The following is a 23,525-nucleotide window of genomic DNA, read 5'->3' on the forward strand; positions in this document are numbered from 1 at the left end:
GGCAACGTCGAACCACCCCACGTTCCGTGGGGCGCAGTCCGTACGTCGCTAAACTAGCTTTAAGCTTTTGTTTTAGTATCTAGACAATGCTTGTTGTACTCTTGCAGGAATTATGCTCGTTCCTCCTACAATTGTGAAATCACTAATATTATTTTTCATAATAAAGGTTTGGACAGGTTTTGGAATACTCGTACCTACCAATAATATGCCTGTTCCTTCTTTTGCGGCTAGTGCAGCACTTGAAAGTGCATCAGGAAATTCCAATCCTGTTGTAATATAATAATGTTTATTCTTCACATTAAAATAATCTGCAATCTTCACTGCTGTTTCATAACGATTTTGTCCCGCAATTCTTACTGAGTTTGGAAGCTGTTTAAATACATTATCATTAATGGCTAAGTTACCACCAATTGCCAATGTACTTGATATCCTTAAATCCTTTAATGCTTGTTTCGTTTGTTTTGGTAGCTTATTATTTTGTGTCAGCAGAATTGGCATTCCTTCTTGCGCTGCATAGGATGCAACCGATAATGCATCTGGGAAATTATAACCGTCAACTACTACTGCTTTCCGGACACCACTTTTTACTTCATTTGCGATAGCTACAGCAGTTTCTACACGAGAACCCCCACTGATTCGTTTTACTCGAGGAACTAATTTTCTCATTTCATTTTCGATTGATTTACTTACCGCCAACTCACCACCAAGAATATAAATATTGGTTGCTTTTAATCGCTGGATTTCTTTTTTCGTAACATCCGTAAACTTGTTCGATTGAGTTAGTAACAATGGTGAATTATACTTCTTCGCTAATGTAACACCTGCAAGTGCATCTGCGTAGTCATCACCACGAGCGACAACAACCGAATTTGCAGTTTTCCATCCATCTTTACTGATTTCTACTGCCGTATCATAACGACTATGACCTGAAATCCTAGGTACACCCATTTCATTGTACTTAGATGTTACTAATTTTACAAAATCATCCCATTTATAGCCATATCTTGCAAAATACCCATGTGGATCTACATGGTTTGTACCGCCAAGATGCTCCGATACTGCCCGATGAGACCATAATGTACCTTTTCCTGTATTTTCTGCGTCCGTAACACCTAAATTGTAATCTAGTAGTACTTTAGCAATATAACTTGCGTAATTATTTATGGAGCGGGCAAATTGATCGAAGTTATCAACCCGAACTAGCTCTACATGGACAAAACGTTTATTCGCGTGACGTCCTGCCCCCCATGCTCCATAATCAGTTGGATGGGTTTCGATTATGCGATTATGATCGACAAAAGCGTGGACAAAAGCATTCTTGTGGTTTTGCTTCATCCAACTTATTTCACCAGTTATATTTGAACGGTCATTTGCTGTCTCATGTGCAACAACACCTTCAACTGCACCATATCCGCCCCGATAATGAAATTTCGTCAGATAATTAATGTGGTTATATTCAATGGTAGCTGGTTTCATATTCTTGATATAGTTATTCACATCTGGATAGGAAGCATTTAACTTAATATCAGGTTCTACTTCCGCTTCTGGACTACCGTCATCAAAAACACCGTCACGCCAGCCTTCTGGTATGTATTGCAATTCTTCTTCACTTAACTCACTGATGTCTTCCCCATAAACTTCTGTACCAATCTTAATTCCAAATTCATTGTACTCTTCTTCTTGAGCTTCCGTAGTATTTTCTACGTCTGATTGCTCACCTTGATTCGTACTCTCATTCGTACTCTCATTCGTACTCTCTGCAGCGACTGGTGATAGTAAAAAGAATATTTGCATGATTAGTGACAGCGCCACTGCTAAACTTATTTTCTTCATTTTTTCCTCCTATGAAATTGTCGTCTGATCTCTCTTCTAAATCTATTCCTCTAGAATTGTCATCTAGTATTATGTCGATTTATAGCGTTCTGTAACGAATTATTAAAAAATTCGTAGATTCTTAGATTTATACTATTAATAATAGCAAAGATTTCATTCATTGTTAATATACAGTTGATGAATTTTTTCGTTATTTTATAGATATCACTCTAATTAACAATCAAACTAGAATAGTGCCTTTGCAAAAAACATTCCTTTTTAAAAAATGTTGTCGAAACATTGAATGTAAGTTAATCCTTAATAGCAAAAATGTCGATTTTTGCAGCATTTCTCTTATGTCTATCTACAACAAAAATGAACTTAATAAAAAGACTCCAGATTTAATCTGGAGTCTTTGTCAAGTAACCTATGAAGCTGTTAATCAGTCTAATAATTTATTCAGTTCTTTTAGAACTTTATCACTTACTGCCAGTGGTCCACCAATTACTTTGATCCAATCGATGTCATTTTCAGTAATAAATGTGCTAACACCTTCAGATAAAGAATTTCTCACGAGCAGGACACCTGTATTATCTTTAGCCGCTCTTGCTGCAACTGTTAATGCATCTGGGAAGTCAGCACCAGTTGTAACATAGTATTTCGTGGAATCTACATCAAAGTATTCAGCAACCGCTACAGCTGTATCTTCACGAGAATGTCCACTAATTCTTTCCGGATTCGGAACAAGTTTTGCTACTTTTTCAGAAACTGCTACAGGTCCACCAATTACTAGTGTTTCATTTACATTTAAATCTTCAAGTAATTGATCTGTCGCTTCTGGAAGCTTATTCGTTTGTGTTAATAGAATTGGTATTCCTGCTTGTGCTGCATATGAAGCAACAGATAATGCGTCAGGGAAGTTGTATCCATTAACAAGTACTGCTTGTTCACTTGATCCTTCTTCTACTACTTCATTCGCAATTTCGATTGCAGTATCGACACGTGAATGACCAGCAAGACGAATAACTTCAAGTCCTTGCTTCGTTAATTCTGCTTCGACATCAGCACTTATTGCTACTTCGCCTCCAAGCAGGTACACAGTAGTTGCACCTAAACGTTCAATTTCTGCCTTCGTTACTTCTGTATATTTCGTTGGTTGTGTTAATAATAATGGTGCATCATATTTTTCTGCCAACGGAATACCAGCTAACGCATCTGCAAATTCTTTTCCTTGTGCAAGGATAACAGTATCCGCTGAATCCCATCCATCCTTACTTACTTCTACCGCTGTATCGTAACGGGAAGTTCCAAAAATACGTGATGCTGCTTGATCTTCAGCTGATGTAGCACGATAAATGGTTACCTCTTTCGCGGTCGTGTTACCCGCGATATCCACTACTTCTAGATTAAATACATTTTCACCTGGTTCAAGCGATACTTCTGTCGTTACTTCTTTAGTAATTGCCTTCATCTTATCGCCAGACACCTGTTGTGCGAATTCCTCATTGCCATCAATTGTATAAGTTAATTCATCAAAGTTGTCTGATAGCTGTGCAACAATCTTAGCTGATTTTGTCTTATGATCTACAAAACCTGGTGATTTCACCTTAATTCCAGGTGCTGTTGTATCGACAAAGAACAATCTGCTATTCGATAGTGACGTTTCATTACCTTTTTCATCTTTAGCATAAATATTTAATGGATGGTCTCCATCTTCAAATTCAATAAAGGTTTCGAAGATGTAAGAGCCCTTCTCAAATTGTTCTAATTCTACTGGTTCTCCCTCTATAGTAAATTCAACAATTTTAGAATCCGCTGTTACAGTACCAAATACTTCAATTTCGCTAGTATCATAGATTCCAAATGTTTCAGGTGACCAAACATCAATTACTGGCTTATTAGGGTTAAGTTGTTCTTGTACCTCTACTTCTTTACTATTGCCAGCATTGTCAACTGCAACTAGAGTCACACCATCTTTTGGTCCAATCTTTTTAGTAAATGTATATTCTTTAGCAGTAGCTGGTAAAATTTCATGGCTTTTACCATTTATGACTACTTCTACATAAGACACCCCAGAACGATCATCAGAAGAACTAAATGTTACTTTATTATCCTTCAGATTAGCATTCAATTTAGGTGCTACGGTATCGACGATTACAGGTACTTGGAGCTTCTGTGCTTCTTTTCCTTCATAATCGATTGTCGCAGCAATTTCAAAGTAATATTGTCCGTCAGCAACTACTTTATTCTTAACGGTACCATCCCAGAAAACATTTGGATTTAATCTGAATGGCAAAGCCGCACCAGCATCAAAGTAATTCTTTATAATATTGCTTTCTGATTTAATTTTACGCAGGGATTTCTTATCCTTATCCAGTACACTATATTCCACTTTCTTCGCATTACGTAAGAATGATAAAAGTGGAATAATTTCATCATTCGCACCATCACCATTTGGTGAGATTGCAATATTCTTCGTTGAATTTTCACCTGTTAACGGATCATAACCAAGATAATAATAACCGTCATTGCCATCATAAAGCAGTCCTGCTGCTTCATAGAATGAATTATTTCCGTCATAAGCCAATTCATCTAGAATCGGTGGCGCATTCCAATCACCTGCAAATCCGACATATGGTACAGATAGATTTGGTAGTTTATCTGCATTTGCATCTGAAAGTGTTACGAATCCTTCAACAAAGTAACCATTCGGGAATACTTCACTCGGATTAACATAATCACTGGCATTGCTATTAAATACTTTCGCTTTCGACAAATCAATCGCAACATTTATTGTTGCAGACCCATTTGCAGGAATCTCTACTTTTGTTTTTCCATTATTTATTGTTACAGCAGCACCAACAAGTTCTTGTGCTTCAAGCTCATCTGCTGCATATCCTAACAGACCAAATAGGGATAAATCCGTTTGAACATTTGCAGCTACATCATAGCTTACTCTTTCATTACTGTAATTTTTAGCTTCTAATTTAAAGTTGATTTTGTCGCCTACTTCTTTTAATGCTGCCTTTGCTTCACCTGTAGTTGCTTCCGTTACTACTACTGGGGTCGAAATGGCTTTATGAAGCTGCATAATACCTGCACCTTGACGACGAGGTGAGTAAGGGACCTCGGTACCAAACATGTCGTTAATTGTTCCTTTATCAATTACTGGTTCAGATGTATTCATCAAAATATTCTTCGCCAATTCAACGCGTGCTTTACCTTCTAAACCAAATTCCTCGTCTACACGTTGGAGTACGAGCGCAGAGCCCCCAGCTACATGTGGAGCAGCCATCGATGTACCACTCATTGTTCCATATTGATCATCTTGGAATGTAGATAAAATATTTCCACCTGGTGCTGTAATTTCCGGTTTGAAATCAAGATTCGGTGTTACTCCCCATGATGTAAAGTCTGACATAGAATCTGCAAGTGGATTCTCTACAGTGACTGCATCACCATTAAAGGAGATAGTAACCTTTTTACCTTCGTCTAGTTGTTGTTTTAACAGTTCACCATCAGTTTTTGCCATGAATAGTTGTGGAATAACGATATCCGGTTCTGATGCCATGCTTACCCATCCATCTGAATGGTTATAAACAATCACACCTTCTGCATTAGCATCTTGTGCATTATATGCGGTGTCTACGAATGAATTTCCACGCACAACAAATGCATATTTACCTGTTAGATCTTTACCAGCAAAGTCTTTTGCTGTACCAGTTCCAACAAATTCGATTTCATACGTGCCACCGATATCATTTGGATGAACACTGCTCGCTGACATGAATGGAGCAAGTCCTGTTTGTTCTCCAAATGCAAACTCAAATGCATCCAAATCCATGTGAGTATTTTCGATTGAAGCTACTTGCAGTGAGTCATAGGATAAACCTGGTGAGCCTACTACCCCAATATCTGGATTTGACGCATATGGATTATAAAAGCCATTTCCCAGATGGGCGGAGTTTCCAGCAGAAATAGACATTAGTACACCGTTTTCAACCGCATTTTTGATCGCTTGCTGCTCAGGATCTGTTTCATCTACAAATGCTGCTGTAGATCCTAAACTCATATTAATTACGTCTGCACCTAAAATGATCGAATCATCAATAGCTTTGATATAAATATCTCCCCATGTTGAACCCATGTTCGGATCATTACCAAATACTTTTAGCGCCAAAATTTGTGCTTCTGGTGCAACACCTTTGATTCCACCATTTTCCTCATCCCCGTTTGCTCCAACAGTCCCAGCAACGTGCATCCCATGCATCGATGCCCCAGGGCCTAAATCGCGGATTTCTTCGTTTTTATCCATATAGTTATAACCATATGGTACTTTAGCTGTATAATATTTACCCGGAAGATTTTCCTCATATCGGAAATTCAATACAGAATCCTTCGTTAACACTGCTTCTTTTTCATCTGTTAAAACAAAGTCCTTATGGCTAGGATCCACACCGGAGTCGATAACACCGACAACCATCCCTTCACCATCATAACCATACTCATCCCAAGTCTTTTGCGCTTCAACTAATTCTTTACTATAGCGCATTTCCGGATCTGCTTTTGGTCGCTCATATTCGTTACTGATTGTTACATTTGTAACACCAGTTAATTTCTCCATTGCTTCAATTTTTCCATATTCAACAATTCCACTAAATCCATTGAATACAGTCGTAAAGCTTTCTTTATACTCAACATTTAATTTATTTTTGCTGAGTTCGTTTTTTACTTTCTCTTGAGCTTTAAGTGCACTTGCTTGCAATTCTTCTTTTTTAGTTTCTGAAAGCTCACTGAATTTCTTTCCTTGACCTGTGGCATATGTAATTGCGGGCTCCCCTTGAACTTCTACAATTACTCTTACCTTATCCGTTTCTTTGTATTGCTTATCCAGTTCTTCTTTTTTAATTTTTTCCTTCGTTGTTACTTCCTTCTTTAGCTCTACTGGATTTACTTTTTGTGGATTAGCAGAAATCACTGAGAAGTTAGAGAATGTTAATAAAAGCACTAAAACTACTGCTAATAGCTTTCTAACTGTTTTCAAGAAGCCTTCCCCCTCTGTCTATTTTTTCCGTTCATATAGTTAATCCTTAATAGTAGCGATTATATTATCGGATTAACCTCATTCATAGTACCCTCCTATTCTACAAATATTAAGTTCTTTTTACAGAATCTTTACATATGGTAATTATATTTCTAATAGATGTAATAGTCAAATTATTATTTTATTACAAAATAAATAGACAGCCGGTTCCCAATTCCTAGATTTATGATTACTAGGTTGAGAATTAACTGCCCGCTAAGGTACCGTTTATTCAATTAATTACCAATAAAATGAGGATGAAATTTCCACTGAATTAATATTCACTTTATTCCTCAATCACAAATGATTCGGATACTACATATTCCGACATGTCTTTCGCTACTAGATAAACGGTAAGTTGATATTCACCTGGTTTTAATGTTGGTAAAGAAATATCATAACTAACGCTTTTCCCTGGAGCAAGCTTCGTATCACCTAACACTTGCATAAACGCTCGTCCATTCGAGTATTTCGTAGTGGTTCCTTCTGTTATGTTTCTTAATTCATATTCATAACGCTGACTCGTTGTGAAGCTAAGTTTTATTTCTTTTGAACCTTCATTTGTAACGGTATATTTAAATGCTTTGCCATTACCTTCTACTTCTACCAATTCAAATGTTAAACCATTGTCTGCTGTCACTTTTGGCTGATTCACTGGATCATCTCCTTCATTTTGTACTTCGTTATTATCTTGTTCATTTGATTGATTCACTAGTAGATAGGTAACCCCTATTAATCCTAGAATTAAGATTAAAGACAAGGCAATAACTCCTGATCTCTTCATGCTTTATACCCCTTTATAGTTTATTGATATTTTTTAAACTGCGAACTAGCTTAGAGTGAGGAATACTCACAGGCGAGTCGCTCCAGAAATACACTACGCTTTCCGTGGGGGCTAGTGAGCCTCCTCGTGCTGTCGCACTTCGCAGTCTCACCTAGGCCTTTCCTCCCGCAGGAGTCTCCGTGTATTTCTTCCGCTGGGATTGTTCAATCGTTATAGTTTTATAACTATAATATATGATTAGAAGACGATTCCTCCATTATGACCGTTAATCTTACGGACGGAATGCATCTTGAAAATAAAGAACAATTTTCTAATGAAGAAGCAATTGAAGCCTTGCCACCTAAAATGACTGTCCATGCGCTACAAACAACATTACACCTTTGGCAGTTAATCTAAATAGCATCAAACTATACTAAAATGAATTCTATCTAAAAATTAGCGCAAGTTCGCGTATCTATACCCCTCTACTTATCATATGAAACGTTATGGAAAAAAACCCATCTTTAAATTGAAAGATGGGTTCAGTTAATTACTTGGCAAGCAATTGCTTTAGTTGATTTGCTTGTTCTGCTTTTATTGCAACGTTGCCTCCGAAAATTGTCAAGCGTTCTAGGGCTTGATTTTTAATATATGTCGATGTTATATCTGGTATTACTTTGTGCACTAGTAATATGGCACTATTATTTTTGGCTGCTAATACAGCTCCTGTTAATGCATCTGCGTAGTTTTTACCTGTTGCTACATACATATGTTTATTATTGATTCCGAAATACTTTGCTATTTCAATATTTGTATCATAGCGGCTTTGTCCACTTATTCTAATTGGATTAGGAAGCTGATTCATAATTGATTCGTTCACCGCTAATGGACCACCAACAACTATCGTTTCCTTTGCCTTTAGCTTGTTTATTGAAGCTTTTGTGCCTGCAGGCAGTTTTGTGCTTTCTGTTAGCAAGATAGGTATGCCTTCATTTGCTGCATAGGATGCAATTGACAAAGCATCTGGGAAGTCATAGCCATTTGCAATTACTACCTTTTTTGAACCATTAGGCGAAACCTCTGAGGCGATTAATGCAGCGGTATCTGTTCTTGAATGTCCAGAAATACGGCGTACTTTAATGCCCGCCTTTTCCAGCTCAGCTGCAACAGCCTTTTTGATCGCAATATCCCCACCTAAAATAATGACATTCGATGCACGCAGTCGCTTAATTTCACGCAATGTTGGTCCATATAATTTATTACTATGTGTTAATAGCACAGGTGCATCTAATTTGGATGCTAATGGTACACCAGAAAGTGCATCTGCAAAATTGTCTCCTCGCGTTAAAATAACTGTATTAGCAGTATTCCAGCCAACTCTGCTTACTTCGATTGCTGTATCATACCTTGAGTAACCAGCTATTCTTGTTACTGGCTCTTTCCCAGCAGCAAGCGCTGCTGTTACTGCTGGCATTGCTTGTACTAATCCATATCCATATCCATTATTTGGATGTTTTGGATACTTTTTATCTGTTAAAGGTTTTGCTGTTTTAGTTAGAATTTCGATCATTTGATCAATAGATAAATCGGGAGCTGCCTGATATAATAGGGCAACTACTCCGGCTACTGCTGGTGCGGCCATTGAGGTTCCGTTGTCATTCCCATATTTTCCACCCGGTAAAGCGGAGCGGATACCGACACCAGGGGCTGTCACATCTGGTTTTATCTTCTTATACGGAGACGGCCCTAATAAAGAAAAAGATGCTAGATTATTATTCTGATCCGTTGCACCAACAGCAAATGATTCTGGATAGTTTGCAGGAACATTAACAGATCCCGGCCCACCAGGGTTATCCCAAGTAGTATTCCCAGCGGCAAACACAGGGAATATTCCAGCTGCCTTCCAAGCTCTCACTACATCACGATACCATTCATCTAGATCTCTCCCGCCTCCCCAAGAATTATTCACAATATCAGGAGCAAGATCAGGTCTTTCATTTCCGGCTTCATCCGTTGGTGCTAATATCCATTGGGCTGCCTCTAGCAAATCTGCATCCGTTGCTGAGCCGTCATCGCCAAAAGCCTTAACCGCTATCCATTTAGCTCCCGGAGCAACTCCGATTTTATTGGTCCCGTTCGGCTCACTGCCGACTATTGTTCCAGTTACATGGGTACCATGGCCGTGTGGATCGTAAGGTACTTTACTTCCTTCTACAGCATTAAACCAACTATATTGATGATTTACTTTACCTGTTTTAGCATTATATCCACGATACTTTTCTTTTAGTGCAGGATGCTTCCAGTCTACACCCGAGTCAATTGTGGCAACTACGACACCTGTTCCATTGAAACCACTGCTCCATGCCTCTGGAGCACCTACACGGTCAATGTTCCACTCGATATTTTGTGCAGCATTTTGCACACTTACATTTCCTGCACTTTTTGTCGTCTCATGCAAAAAACGTGTTTCATTTGCAAGAACCTTTTCAACCTCAGAAAACGTGCTTACTTCTTCCGCTACCTCTTTCGTAGCTGTCACGACGATCCCATTAATAATGTAATAGGGTTTGATATTTGTAGCATTACCCAAATCCTCTTGTTCTTTAAGATAACTAAGTAAGTCCTGTTGCTCCTGTTCTGACGTATGTTTTAAAGCTGTAATAACTGCTTTATGCTGGTTTAATTCTATTTCTTGCAAACTAGCACGTGATTGCTCTGCCTTCGCTCTTGCAGATTCAGCAGCAACTTCTGTATCTGTTTGCTCCTTTAATTTAATAATAAAGGTTAATTTTTCTTCATCAGATGAAAATTCGTTTAAAAATTGTGCTGATATTTTTTCTTGATTATCAGCTCTATGTACAGACCCATTTGCTAAAGCTAGACTAGGATTCAGCATTGAAAGGATCATAATTAAAACTAGTATTATGTATGATAGATTTTGTTTCTTTTTCTTCATTATATCACCCCTACCCTTGTTTCATCATAGCATAATTTCAAGCTTTTGAGCATAAATTTCCTTATCTTATGGGATAAAAATAGAGCCTATCTCCATAAGGAAATAGGCTCTATCCTCTTAATATACTATTGATTAAGAATAGCTTCTAGCGCTTCTTTAACTGCATCGCTTATTGCTACTGGTCCACCGAAGATCGTTAAATCTTCAAGTTCTTTTCCTGATAGATACGTATTAATATTTTCTGGTACGATATTTCGTACTAATACTAATCCTTTTCCTTCTTTAGCTGCAAGTACTGCACCAGTTAATGCATCTGCATAATCAGTACCAGTTGCTACATATAGAGAATCAACGTCTTCCCCAAGATTTTCTAAAATAGCAATGTTAGTGCCATAACGGTCACGACCATCTAAACGCTCTGCATTTGGAAGCTGTGCTTCTACTTCCTCAGATACAACTAATGGTCCACCAACAACTAATGAATCAGTAACGCCAAGATCTGTTAGAGCATTAGCAGTTGCTTCTGGAATACTAGAATCCTTTGTTAAAAGAATTGGAACTCCAGCTTGTGCTGCAAATGAACCGATTGTTAATGCATCCGGGAATTTATGGCTGTTTGCAATAACAACTTCTTCAGACTTACCATCTGTAAGTTCGTTAGCAATTTCTACTGCTGTGTCAAATCTTGATTGTCCTTGAATACGACTTACAGTATAACCTGCATTTTCAAGTGTTTTTTCTGCTTTTTCACTAACTGCAATTGGACCACCAAGAACATATACATCTTCTGCACCTAGTCGCTCAATTTCAGCTAATGTTGAATCTAACATGCGATCACTGCGAGTTAATAAGATTGGTGTATCCCAAGCATATGCTAATGGAACTCCTGCTAATGCGTCAGAGAAATCATCACCACGTGCAACGATAACTTTATCTACTGAATCATCTGCCCAACCTTTTTGACTAACTTCAATTGCAGTGTCATAACGGCTATGTCCAAATAGACGTTCAATTTCTTTTGCTGGTTCTTCCGGTTGTTCTGGTACTTCTGGCTCTTCAGGTTGTTCAGCAATTGCATTGACTGCAGCAAGTGCGTCTACTAAACCATGACCAAATCCATTATTTGGCACTTCTGTGTATGTTTTATTTGTTAATGGTGTTGCTGTTTCTTTTAATACATTCTTCAATTCTTCTACTGTCGCATCTGGATTAGCTTGAAGCAGAAGTGCTGCTACACCAGATACTGCGGGTGCTGCCATTGATGTTCCGCTCATATAAGCATATCTGTCACCTGGGTATGCTGAAACAATTTCTACACCAGGAGCTGAAACATCTGGTTTTGTTTCTCCGTATGGTGAAGGTCCATTAGATGAGAATGCTGCAAGTGCATCATTTCTATCCGTTGCCCCAACAGCAAAAGCTTCTGGGTAAAGTGCTGGAATTCCTACTGTTCCTTCATCTGTTTGACCATCATTTCCTGCTGCAAATACTGAGAAAATGCCAGCATTATCCCAGACTCCAATTACATCACGGAAATATTCATCAACTTGCTCTGGTGTAGCTCCTGAAATTCCCCATGAATTATTAACGATGTCTGGTGCATTAGCTGCATCTCCACCTGGTGCAAGCATCCACTCAGCTGCAGCAAGCATATCCTCTAAATATCCTGCATTAGTAGAGTCTAGTGCTTTGGCAGCAATGAATTTTGCTCCTGGAGCGACACCAATTTCTAATCCATCTCCAGTTCCAACCATTGTTCCAGTAACATGTGTTCCATGTCCATGATCATCGTATGCTGCTTCTTGCCCATTTACAGCATCAAAGAAACTAGCTGAGTGATCAACATCTCCAGTTTCCGCATTATATCCACGGTAGTTATTGATTAATGAAGGATGATCCCATTGTGCACCAGAATCAATACTAGCAACAACTAGCCCTTCTCCATTAATTCCTTGCTCCCATACCTCTGGAGCATTTACACGGTAAATATTATAGAAATCTTCTTCTGCATTTTGAAGATTATTTGTTGATTCGCTTACTGGTTCATCCACTTTAATTTCTAAGTTAGGAATAATACTTGAAACCTCATCATATGCTGCAATTTCTTCAGCGACTTCTTGTGTAGCTGTTACAACAATTGAATTCGTGATATGGAAAGATTTAACTTCCTCAACATCACTATTGTTGTTAAGTAATGCTTTCACGTTCGCTTGTGATTGATTTGCAGTTGCTTTTAATTCATTAATAACAGATTCACGTTGTGAAAGCTCTGCTTTTTCTGCTGACAAGTTAGCCTTATTAGCTTCTTCTTTAGCTTGACCTGCAACTTTAGCAGTATTTGCCTTGTCTTTAAAGTCTACAATAAAAGTAACTTTTTCTTCATTTTCGAACTGTTCTACTAAACTACTTGATAATTTATTTATTGCAGTTGTATTTGCTTCTGCACTAATTGCTGCTGGAGCAAGTAATGAGAATACCATTAACAATACGGCAATAATACTAAACCCTTTTGTACGTGCCTTAGAATTCTTCCCCATGAGATTCCTCCTCAAATTTTTGCTAGCATGAAAGTCCTAATATAAATTGCAACTATTCCCTTAGCCTGTTCTTTGAATGAACCAATTCACCCCCCGCGAGTATACGCATTTTCACGGTAGCAAAGATAACTGTCTTGTTGCTATGTATCTAATTGTTTTTATATGTATGTATCTAAGTACCTAGCTAACTAGCTATATACCCTATTTAATTTCCTTTAAACCTATTTTTTTCAGCTTTTGAAATTCTTCTGCTATTTAGATTGCTAATGTTGTAATTTCTGAGAATTCTAGTGTCATGAAAGCTATGAATAGGAGGAAATATGTCAGTTCGTTCTCATTATATTGGAGGTAATTTTCCCAGTCAATGAAATATTCAAAAAATAGTAGTTTGGCACTAACGGCATCAGTTGCTTTAGCACTATTTATTTCAATACTGTGCTTTTCGTACCATCCAATATTTACCAGTAACTAAGTAGGATGAAAATTACTGATTTTCGACTCCTTCAAAAAAACACCTCCTGACCTTTGAAAAAAAACCACAAGATTACCTTATTCATCATATTCGAGAAATAGAAGTATTTTTTTAATGAAATTAGGAAATAAACGAGCTCCATCCACTAATGATTAATGGATGGAGCTCGTTTATTTTGTTCTTATTTTCCCCGTTCGCGCACGCCAACAATTCTACGCATCCCATTTAATAATGGTTGCTTACCTTTTAACATGAGACCTGACATCTCCGCCATAACCTGAAGGCCGATAACAACTATTCCTAAAATGATAAGCGATGTTAACAATGTCCCGCTGTTAAAAGTAATTGCCAAAACACCAAAAAAGAAACTAAAAGCATATATAATCAACACTGATGCTCTATGGCTAAATCCCATTTTTACTAATTGATAATGAATATGTTTTTTATCGGCTGTCGCTAGACTTTGTCTGCTGATTGTCCTTCTGATAATTGCAAGTACGGTATCAAAAATTGGGACTGCAATTACTATGATCGGAATGATAAAGCTAAACAAGGCGACGTTTTTAAATAATCCAAGCATCGAGATAACTGCAATGGAATAGCCGAGGAATAATGCCCCTGTATCCCCCATAAATATCTTTGCAGGATAAAAGTTATGGTAAAGGAAACCAACACAGCTTCCAATTAATACGATGCATAAATATGCTACAACAATTCGATAGTCCATAACTGCCATTACTAGAATACTAGTTAAACCGATTGCAGACACTCCGGCAGCGAGACCATCCAGTCCATCAATGAAATTAATTGCATTCGAGGCCCCAACGATCCATATTATTGTTATTAGGTAACCTAGCTCTTCTAAATAGACTGTCCCAAAGAAAGGCATCGTTAACTTTTCAATAATCAAGCCCGAAGAGACAACGACTAGCGCCGCGGCTATTTGTCCGATTAGCTTATAGATTGGTTTTAAATCAAATATATCATCTATCAATCCTGTTATTATCATAATGCATGCGCCGACAATGATTGCCGTCATTTGCGGATGCTCAGGCTGTAAAAATAAAAATCCAGGTATAGCACCAATAAAGATAGCCAACCCACCTAAGCTTGCTTTCACACCATTATGTGTTTTTCTCTGATTATCCGGTTTATCTGTTGCATTTATTTTAAAAGCAAATTTTTTAATTAATGGTGTTACAAGTAATGCGGTAAAGGCTGAAATCAGAAATGCAATAATTAATTCAGCAGTAATTGACATTCTAACACCTACTTATTTGTTAATGATTCTAAGAGATTATATCATAGTTAGCTAGATTTTACATCTTAATCTAATAGTTGATAAGAAATAGCAAAAAAGCAGTGAATAAATCACCGCTTTTATACTACTTGCTATTAAATTTGAACGTTGTTTGAACATTACTTTCTGAACCGTCAATATCGACAATAATCGTATGGACATCTCTCTTTACTGTTTCAGTATTTTTATAATCATATTCAAAAGTCCAACTTTTGAACAATTTATCTTGATCTCCATACACACTCGAAAGTTTAAGTGAATCATCACTTTCAAAATTAACTACCATTAATGTTACATTATCTTTTTTTAATGTAACTTCATTTGTATTAGTATTAATTACTGGTACTATGCCTGGAGCTAAATGCCATAACAATTTGTAATTATGATTCTCATCTGAACTTATTGTATCATTTACCTGAATGGCTTGCTGTACCTTATTGTAAGCTAGATTTCTCGTATGTGTTACACCTTCATAGCGTTTATTTACCCCAGTTGCATTTGGATGATTTTCATCATCTATATTATAATCCTGCAAATAGGTACTTTCATATTTCCCATCAACTCTTGGTAAACCTTCATTATCCACAATCAATGTATTATGTCCGAATGAAGAATATGCATATTGGGTAACTGGATCCGATAATGTGTAACTATATGGTGCTGCTTCCGTAATTATATCCTCACCATCATGATAGATCCATAAGCTTAAATCATCTGAATGCTTATGATAATTCGTATGGTATGCAGCCGTAAAGAATACATAAGCTCCTTCCTCTGGATTTGTCCACTGATCTCTAAATACCGCGTAGCCGGCATCAGGGAATACGGCATTTGTTTCAGTAGGCATCTCGCCGGATTTGCCTTTTGTTACCGAATATTGATAATTCGCATCGTCTGGCCACATCATTGTCCGCGGCTGGTCCTTTGCATATGTATCAGCAATTAAGGGCCAGGTTCCATCCGGTTTAATAACATGGGTAGCATATTTAGCCATATTGTTGTACTTCGAATAAAACTTATTGGCCATTTCAATATCATCAAATGCATTTAGTATATCTCCGTACGCCCGAAGTGATCCCCCAATGGTTTGGTGGTATGATGGTGAATGTTCAAGATGTACGCCATCTTCTGAAATAAGACTTTCGAAATAAGCATCCAGTCGATTTACTGCAAGTTTATAATAATCATTCAATACTTTCTTATCATAGAAATATTTACTGAATACAATTAAGCCCTCATCTTGAAACATTCCATGATTTGTATTCTCTGAATAAAAATCGTCATCTGCTAATAAATTGGCATGAAAAACCATTATTTCAAATAGCTCGAGTTTTTGCTTATCCGTTAATATCGACTTTCCAACATCAAAGAAATTTACCAAAGTAGATAAACGTCTAGCTGTACCTTCATCATGCCATGCCATATTATGTTTCGGTTTGTGATACGGATTATTAATCATCCAGTCATGAATATATCCATACCCTTTTTCGATATATTTCTTATCCTCTGTAATACTATATGCCTCTGAAAGGTCATTAATAAAGAATAGCCCATGTAATTGTCTTAAAAATGATCGCTGCTGTTCATCCGCAATACCAGGCCCTTTTGTCCAATCAATGCCGTTGGAATATTCAATCGGGATGCCACCATTATAGTCATTAAACCTTATCTTATCCTGGAGTAAATAGTTTGCTGATTCAATGGTTTCATTCTCTTTTGTATCCTGATTATCATAAGTAAATGGTGCATCAATTAAGTATTCTCGAATGGTCTTCATATGTGGGTGATTCTCTGTTTCAAATGTAACATTATTTAAATCCATCACATTTTCTGCCTCAATGAAAAGGTTTCTACCCGCAAGTTCAATTTCATACCAGTTTGCATCAACTTCTTTAATAATCGAAACTCGTTGTGCTCCTTCAACCATGGCAGCTGGACTTGTATCCTTAGTAGAAGCATAGACCGGAGAATCGATTAGGGTGAATAAGGTTCCTATTATTTCATTATTCTTATATTCAGATGTTGCTGGTTTGGTTGCCGCCTTCCAAATATAGCCAACTTCACTCCCATATTTCACTTTATGCCAGTTCCCATAGTCTTCGATTCTTTCGAAGATGTTCTCTGCCATTAATGTTGCGACTCTAATCTGTTTTCCATCTTTTATCACTGATAATGACGCATTCTCAGTCAACATAAAGGCATTATCGTCTTCAGTAAAATTATCGATGAATGCACTACTTTTACTTACGTAGCCAATTCTGCCAGCGAACAGAATTCGCCACCATTTTCCATAATCACTAACAATAGAGTATGTTTGACCCTTATCAATTGTTCCAAACGCTTTTAATTGACCAGAGCTATTATCATAAACTACCAGATCTTTAGCTGCCTTAAAAGAATCAGAAGTTGGCTTACAGTCTTTACCTAGATTCTGAAGATATTCGGCCGTTGCTGGCGCAGTGTTTTCTTTATACACATACCCATAATAATTATCAAACTGAATCTTATGCCAGTTGCCATAATCACCTGTAATTGGATATACTTGGCCTTTTGTAAGTGTCCCTACCTGCTCTAACTCACCAGAACGATTATCATAGATAGGTAAATTACTTGTTAATACTTGAAAATAACCTACCGTACTATTACTAACATTAGATTTCTCCACTGTTTCAACCCTATCTCCAACTATTATTTCGGTTGATTCCGATACATCTTCACCTTTATGGATATTTTCTTCTGCATTGACTTCATCTATAGGTAAAGCCAGCTTGGATCCTCCATCACATGCGAATTTATAAGATTGAAAAAATCCTAATAACAACATAACCAAAGCTACAACAATATAACCTATCTTTTTCAAGTGACCCCCACTTTTCAGTTAATTACTTTTCCTCTTTATCAATAACATGCGTTACAGTTTGTTTTAATCCTTCTTCCAACGTCATCTTTGGCTCCCAGTTAAGTTCTTTTAAAGTTAATTCGTTTGAGAGAATGCTATGCCTTATGTCCCCTTCTCTGCTCGGTTCATATATAGGTTCTACAGCAACACCATAGATACCTTTAAAGAATTGGAAGAGCTGTTCTATTGTCGTTTGTTTATTACAAGATACATTATAAATCCCATTTTCAGAATCAATTGCTGCTATGTTTGCTTCAGCAACATCATCAACGTAAATAAAGTCTCGGGTTTGCAAGCCATCTCCAAAGATAATCGGCGTTTTATTTCTTCTAAAGTATTGATCAAAGATAGATACAACTCCACCCTCACCAAGTGACGTTTGTTTTGGACCGTATACGTTCGCGTAACGAAGAATCGTATAATTTAGTCCGTACAGACTATGTGCTAATTGTAAATACTTCTCAACGGAGTATTTTGATAAACCATATGGTGATGTCGGATTAGCAGCAGTAGTTTCCGTAATTGGAAGCTGCTTAGGATCACCATAAATAGCTGCAGATGATGCGAAAATCATTTTTTTAACACCATATTTATTTGCTAAATCAATTAAATGGACTGAGCCGAGAATATTTATCTTTGTATCTGATGTAATATCTTCAATCGATACTGGTACACTTGTTTGTGCTGCTTGATGGATAATGCATTGAAATGCATTGTTTTTAAATACTTCCTCGATTTCAGGTTCATTAATATCATGAACATGTAATGTTACCTTGTCTAAATCGATATTTTCTTTTTTTCCAGTAGACAAATTATCAATTACATGCACGTTATAATTCTTGTTTACTAGTTTCTCCACTATTTTCGAACCAATAAATCCGCATCCGCCTGTAACTAAAATATCTACCATAAAAAAATCCTCCAATTACTTTAATTAGAAAACTAAGATTTTAGGTAGCAATCTTAGTTTTTGTTTATTTGTTAAACTGTTGATGATTGCTCACAGGCCTGTCGCTCCGGAAATACACTGCGCTTTCCGCGGGCGGCTGGTGAGCCTACTTGTGCTGTCGCACTTCGTAGTCTCACCGAGGCCTTTCCTCCCGCAGGAGTCTCCGTGTATTTCCTCCGCTCAGAATTGAGCGATTGCTATCGTTTTTCAATCTCTGATGATTTTAGATGAGAAGGCAATTTTTCTCTCATGGCTTTTGATTGTAGCGGAGGACAGGAGACTACTACAGGAAAAGCAACGGCTAAAGAACCACCGAAAGTCGTTTTCTTCTGTTGGAGCAGACCGCGTTGCCCTCGCGAAAGTCAGCAGCTTAAATCAACATTACACCTAGTTTACAGTTTATAATACCACGCTATATTTGAAGAGCAATAAACTTTATTGATCTGTCTCAGTAAATATCAATTCATCAAATAATTTCACTCTTGAGTCATAGTCAAAGCGTTTTGGATATGCTTTTAAGTCATATCCATCTATCAATGTCTTGTAATTTTCAATCTTGTCAACTGCTTGGTCTACTGTTTCTGCAACGAATCTGGATGGATAGGCTGTCTCTGCTCCCGGCCAGTGGTATACAATTGGCACAGCGCCACTTGCCATTCCCTCCATTGGTGATACGTGGGACCCTTCAATATCACTCGTTGATAAAACAAAGTTTATTTTTCGGAGCCATTCATCCACATCATTTCCATGAGGGTCGAAAATGACGTTTCGTTTCCAAGCAGCAGTTTCAATTCGTTCAAAAACTTCCTCAAAGAAAATTCTTTCTTCATCACGTCCCATTAACCAAGGCAAATCTTGTGGGTTTTTACTCTTAATATATAGTTTATATTGAGGGTTTTTAATCCAGAGCTGTTCAAATATATCTAATGCACGGTCTAGTCTTTTCAGTTTGGGTAAGATGCCGATGATACCTAGATTGTACTCGACATTTTTTAATTTGGCTTTATCGAAACGTCTGTAATCAATCATATTCTCAATAATAATCATTTTCTCCCTCGGAACTTGTTTTAATCGATTAAATTCCTCGAATAAGTGCGGAACAATCACGATTACCTTTTCCACATTGTGATAGTTTATGGAAGGAAGGAAAGGTGTATCGATTTCTTGTCGATGTATACGAACGAACAATTTCTGCCCTCTTCGCTTATTCTTTGAATACCAAACGGCATTCCCAAGTCCCCACTCACAGAAGATAATATCGGCTAGCTGCAGCATTTCTTCACTATGGTCAATATCATGCTCATTATGGCCATCCCACTTATCAATTAACACATTAATAGTTGGATCTTCTTCACACTTTTTAATATACCAATTCAGGAATTTAAAATCATGGCCCGCAAAGAGAATTGTCGTTTTCTTTTTATTAAACATCCATAGCCTGCTAAGTACTTGCTTACTTACCCTGGAAATTTGATAATCCTCACTTGCAACATAACATTTTAAAGCAGCATTCTTATAGATTTCCTTATCTTCAAAAGCTAATAGTAATTTTTGATATAACTCTTCTTCATTATTAGCGAATAGCGGATAATCCTTTCCTAATAATGCCTCATATTGCGCTGTTCTTCTGGCGATTATCGGTTTACCGTTTATCCCATATTCCAAGAACTTCGTTGATAGCTCTAAACTGTGGTCATTGTCAATTTCCTCTGAACGGTATGCAAACCCGACATCAGATGATTGAATAAAATTAACCGACTCTTCGCGGCTAACTGTCCCAATCCAGTTTAATCCATTTGTTGTTTTTAATTTATCTAAAATAATATTTTTACGTTCTTTTAATTCACCTTGAAATTTATCTCCTGCTACGTTCAATGTAATAGCATTATTTTTTTCGTTTACCTTTTGGAAAACATCAATCATTTCTTCCGTTTTCCATTCCTTTGCGAATTTTCCTGCATAAACGATTGAATAATTCTTTATGCCAATTACTGGTGGTCGTTCAATATCTACTACAGTTGGGTGCAATATAATGAACTTTTCACCATCTACTTTCAGCATTTTCATTAAGTATTGCTTCATTTCCTCTGTTTGTACAAACACATTAGGGTAGGTCTTGTATACCTTTCTGAAAAAGGTTTTTTCACTACGGCCCACTTTCTTTGCGTCATGTGTAAAATCTGTAATATAAGGTATCTGTTTTGATTTATATGATTTCTTTAATGATTCCTCAGTTAAATGTTTTCCTCTAGTAATAATTATGTCGTAATCATTTTTATTGTTCAAGGTTTCAATTACACTTGTTGCATCTTTGACCGTTAGTCTGTTTTCATTCTCAAATTTCCTGCTTTCAAAAAGCTTAAAAGGCTCAACAACTGTAATACTATTTATATCCTTAATATTCGCGATGACATGCTTTCTTTTTATTGGCGCCTTCAGTAATAACGTCACATCCACTTTCTGATCCAGTGACAACATGTTAATGAGCGACGTTAGCCAGATAGCGGACCCGTCCATAATGTTCAGGTCCTGATCGCCATAAACCAAAATTTTTAATCGTTTCACGATTCGTCCTCCCAATTTAACTTAATACTAAATTGATCGCTGCTATAAATATTTGCTCCATGCTCCTTGAAGAGTGATTCGATTAATTCTTCTTCATTAAACAATATTCTTTCTAGTGGGACCTTCTTCAATATATCTCGTTTATAAAGCCCTGTACCTTTCATAATGCTATCAACGAATTCATACTCGAATGGTGCATAATGATAATTACTGCCAGTTGAAACGGACTTCTTACCGATGATATCTCCACCTGAGTATGTACTGGCATGTACAAGATCTTCTAGATAATATGTTCCATACTCATCTTCGAGATTCATCACAGCAACATAGTTCGTTTCAATGAGTTCTGAAACATCTTTATACTTCGCAGCATAATCTCTAAGGTATGTACGAACATTATCATTGTTATAATTATTTAATAATGATTCATAGCCTTCAAATAATGAAATAATCAACACAGCTTTTATATTTTGATAGGACTGTTGCTCTAGTATATCCAGGGCTTTGTGGAATTCCGCCATATTATTGATAGAGAACATTGCCGTTACGTCCCTATCGATTGGTTGATAGCGAATCTTCATCTTACCCAATATGTATTCTAATCGATGTAAGTACGTATGATGACGGTAAATTTCTCTAATACCTCGCATCGCTAATTCCCTGTATGACTTATCATCTGTCATCAGGTTATTTATTCTCGTCTTTAATTGTTGTTCATTCTCAGAGATTACAACGATATCACTAAAGGTCTTCTTTATCCCTGTAGAATAACTGCTGACAATCGGTGTTCCGCATGCGAGTCCCTCAAATACTCTTCTAGAGAACATTGTCGGCGATGCTTTGACACTATTCACATTCAAGATTAATCGATAATCTTTATATGCTTTATATATCTCGCTATACTTTAGTGTACCAACAATATTTTCGCGTAACTTCTCAGGAAACATGAAATGTGAATCACCAGATTTATTTCGTTCATAGTTACGGTCAAATATTTCTAATCCAAATTCTTTAGCAATGTCCAGCATTTTATCCATATCTTTTCTTCGGTCTGGATGACGATTCGCATAATATGAACCAGCAAATGAAATTTTATTTTTCTTCACCTTGTTAATCGATGTTGGATTATGCTCTTTCGGATTTGCTGCAAATTGCATGGAGTATACTCTGCCATGACCAACTGCTTGCTTATATTGATAAATGATATTTGCATCCGTTGTGAAGACATAGTCAAATAAAGAAGCTGCACCAATAAATTTCTCAAAATGAATTGGGTCTTCTTTATTCCAGAAAGCCGTCGGGATGTTATTGCGCTTACACCATGAAATTAAGTCTCTCAGCTTTTTATTTCGATTATTGTTATTGTATTTTCCTATTTGAAACTCCCAGCTTCCGAAATTCCCTCTCCATGCGGATTCAACCATTAATAAATCCGGTCTGTTCTGGGAAAGAACCGTTCGCCAGTTGTCAGGTGTAAAAGTAATGAGTGAGATGTTGTCACCAAAACTTTCCATGGAAAACTCATCGAAGATACAAGCCATTTTAATATCACTGATTTTCTTAAATCTGGATTGTTGAACAGATACTGGCTCTTGTGCAGAAATATAGTCCTGTATCATCTTAAAATTAGTGATTAATACTTCCCCTTTACCACTAATCCGAATTGCAACTCTAACACTTTTCGTTTTTGGATGAATATTTATCTCTGTTTCCTTATTAATAAAGATGCGATTTGTTTTTAGTTTTTTCCCATTTGCGCCATATTCAATAATATAAACGGTTGTTTTAATATTATTTGGAGTCTTACCAGACACCCTAACAACGGTATCTTTTTCCAGACTTATTTTCTTCTTATTTTTGGGACCACGTCTAAAATTTGTACTTGTCTCAAAAAGAGATAAATAACTAACTTTATTTCTTCTTGATTCTATGATCATTTTGCGTTCTTCAATATGAACCCGGAGATCTCGCTTTTTATAATTCCAATTTCTAAGCTGAAAAAACTCCCGAGTCACATATGCTAATGGATTCTCGCTATTTGTATTTTCCGATTGATTAAGATTTTCGATTATACTTTTAACTTTACCAAACATATCAATCAAACCCTTATGAGTATTTTTTGGTAGTTAAGAAAGTATAAAAACTTTCTTACTACATAAGTGGGGCCTACAGGATGTAGGTCAGTTCGG

Annotated in this window: 11 protein-coding genes; 1 reads left to right on the top strand and 10 read right to left on the bottom strand. The window is 36.9% G+C overall.

Features of this window, described 5'->3' with window-relative positions:
• Positions 1-72 precede the first annotated feature (72 nt).
• The 3 genes from CUC15_RS17290 to CUC15_RS17300 form a co-directional block, all read right to left on the bottom strand.
• Positions 73-1,833, bottom strand: coding sequence for a cell wall-binding repeat-containing protein (locus tag CUC15_RS17290; RefSeq protein WP_114917859.1), 1,761 nt, complete (start codon positions 1,831-1,833; stop codon positions 73-75).
• A 421-nt stretch (positions 1,834-2,254) separates the two neighbouring features.
• Positions 2,255-6,856: a cell wall-binding repeat-containing protein gene (locus tag CUC15_RS17295; protein WP_114917860.1), complete on the bottom strand. Its 4,602-nt coding sequence runs from the start codon at positions 6,854-6,856 to the stop codon at positions 2,255-2,257.
• A gap of 325 nt (positions 6,857-7,181) precedes the next feature.
• Complete coding sequence (locus CUC15_RS17300; protein WP_114917861.1) at positions 7,182-7,679, bottom strand: BsuPI-related putative proteinase inhibitor; 498 nt, start codon at positions 7,677-7,679, stop codon at positions 7,182-7,184.
• Positions 7,680-7,937: 258 nt separating this feature from the next.
• Here CUC15_RS17300 and CUC15_RS20160 point away from each other — a divergent pair, with 258 nt between their 5' ends.
• Positions 7,938-8,075, top strand: a complete 138-nt coding sequence (locus CUC15_RS20160; RefSeq protein ID WP_162800353.1) for a hypothetical protein — start codon at positions 7,938-7,940, stop codon at positions 8,073-8,075.
• A 133-nt stretch (positions 8,076-8,208) separates the two neighbouring features.
• Here CUC15_RS20160 and CUC15_RS17305 read toward each other — a convergent pair whose 3' ends face one another.
• The 7 genes from CUC15_RS17305 to CUC15_RS17335 all read right to left on the bottom strand — a co-directional run bounded on the left by CUC15_RS17305 (position 8,209) and on the right by CUC15_RS17335 (position 23,429).
• On the bottom strand, positions 8,209-10,614 hold the full coding sequence (locus CUC15_RS17305; RefSeq protein ID WP_114917862.1) for a S8 family serine peptidase: 2,406 nt from the start codon (positions 10,612-10,614) through the stop codon (positions 8,209-8,211).
• 125 nt (positions 10,615-10,739) lie between these two features.
• On the bottom strand, positions 10,740-13,151 hold the full coding sequence (locus tag CUC15_RS17310) for a S8 family serine peptidase (RefSeq protein WP_114917863.1): 2,412 nt from the start codon (positions 13,149-13,151) through the stop codon (positions 10,740-10,742).
• Positions 13,152-13,804: 653 nt separating this feature from the next.
• Positions 13,805-14,884, bottom strand: a complete 1,080-nt coding sequence (locus CUC15_RS17315) for a glycosyltransferase family 4 protein (protein WP_114917864.1) — start codon at positions 14,882-14,884, stop codon at positions 13,805-13,807.
• A gap of 124 nt (positions 14,885-15,008) precedes the next feature.
• On the bottom strand, positions 15,009-17,783 hold the full coding sequence (locus tag CUC15_RS17320) for an alginate lyase family protein (RefSeq protein ID WP_114917865.1): 2,775 nt from the start codon (positions 17,781-17,783) through the stop codon (positions 15,009-15,011).
• A gap of 22 nt (positions 17,784-17,805) precedes the next feature.
• Positions 17,806-18,732, bottom strand: coding sequence for an NAD-dependent epimerase/dehydratase family protein (locus tag CUC15_RS17325; protein ID WP_114917866.1), 927 nt, complete (start codon positions 18,730-18,732; stop codon positions 17,806-17,808).
• 474 nt (positions 18,733-19,206) lie between these two features.
• A complete protein-coding gene (locus CUC15_RS17330; RefSeq protein ID WP_114917867.1) occupies positions 19,207-21,336 on the bottom strand; it encodes a glycosyltransferase in 2,130 nt (709 codons plus the stop codon).
• A complete protein-coding gene (locus CUC15_RS17335; protein ID WP_114917868.1) occupies positions 21,333-23,429 on the bottom strand; it encodes a CgeB family protein in 2,097 nt (698 codons plus the stop codon). The genes CUC15_RS17330 and CUC15_RS17335 overlap by 4 nt, the downstream gene beginning before the upstream one ends.
• Positions 23,430-23,525: the final 96 nt, after the last annotated feature.

Source organism: Oceanobacillus zhaokaii, from assembly GCF_003352005.1.
GTDB lineage: Bacteria > Bacillota > Bacilli > Bacillales > Amphibacillaceae > Oceanobacillus > Oceanobacillus zhaokaii.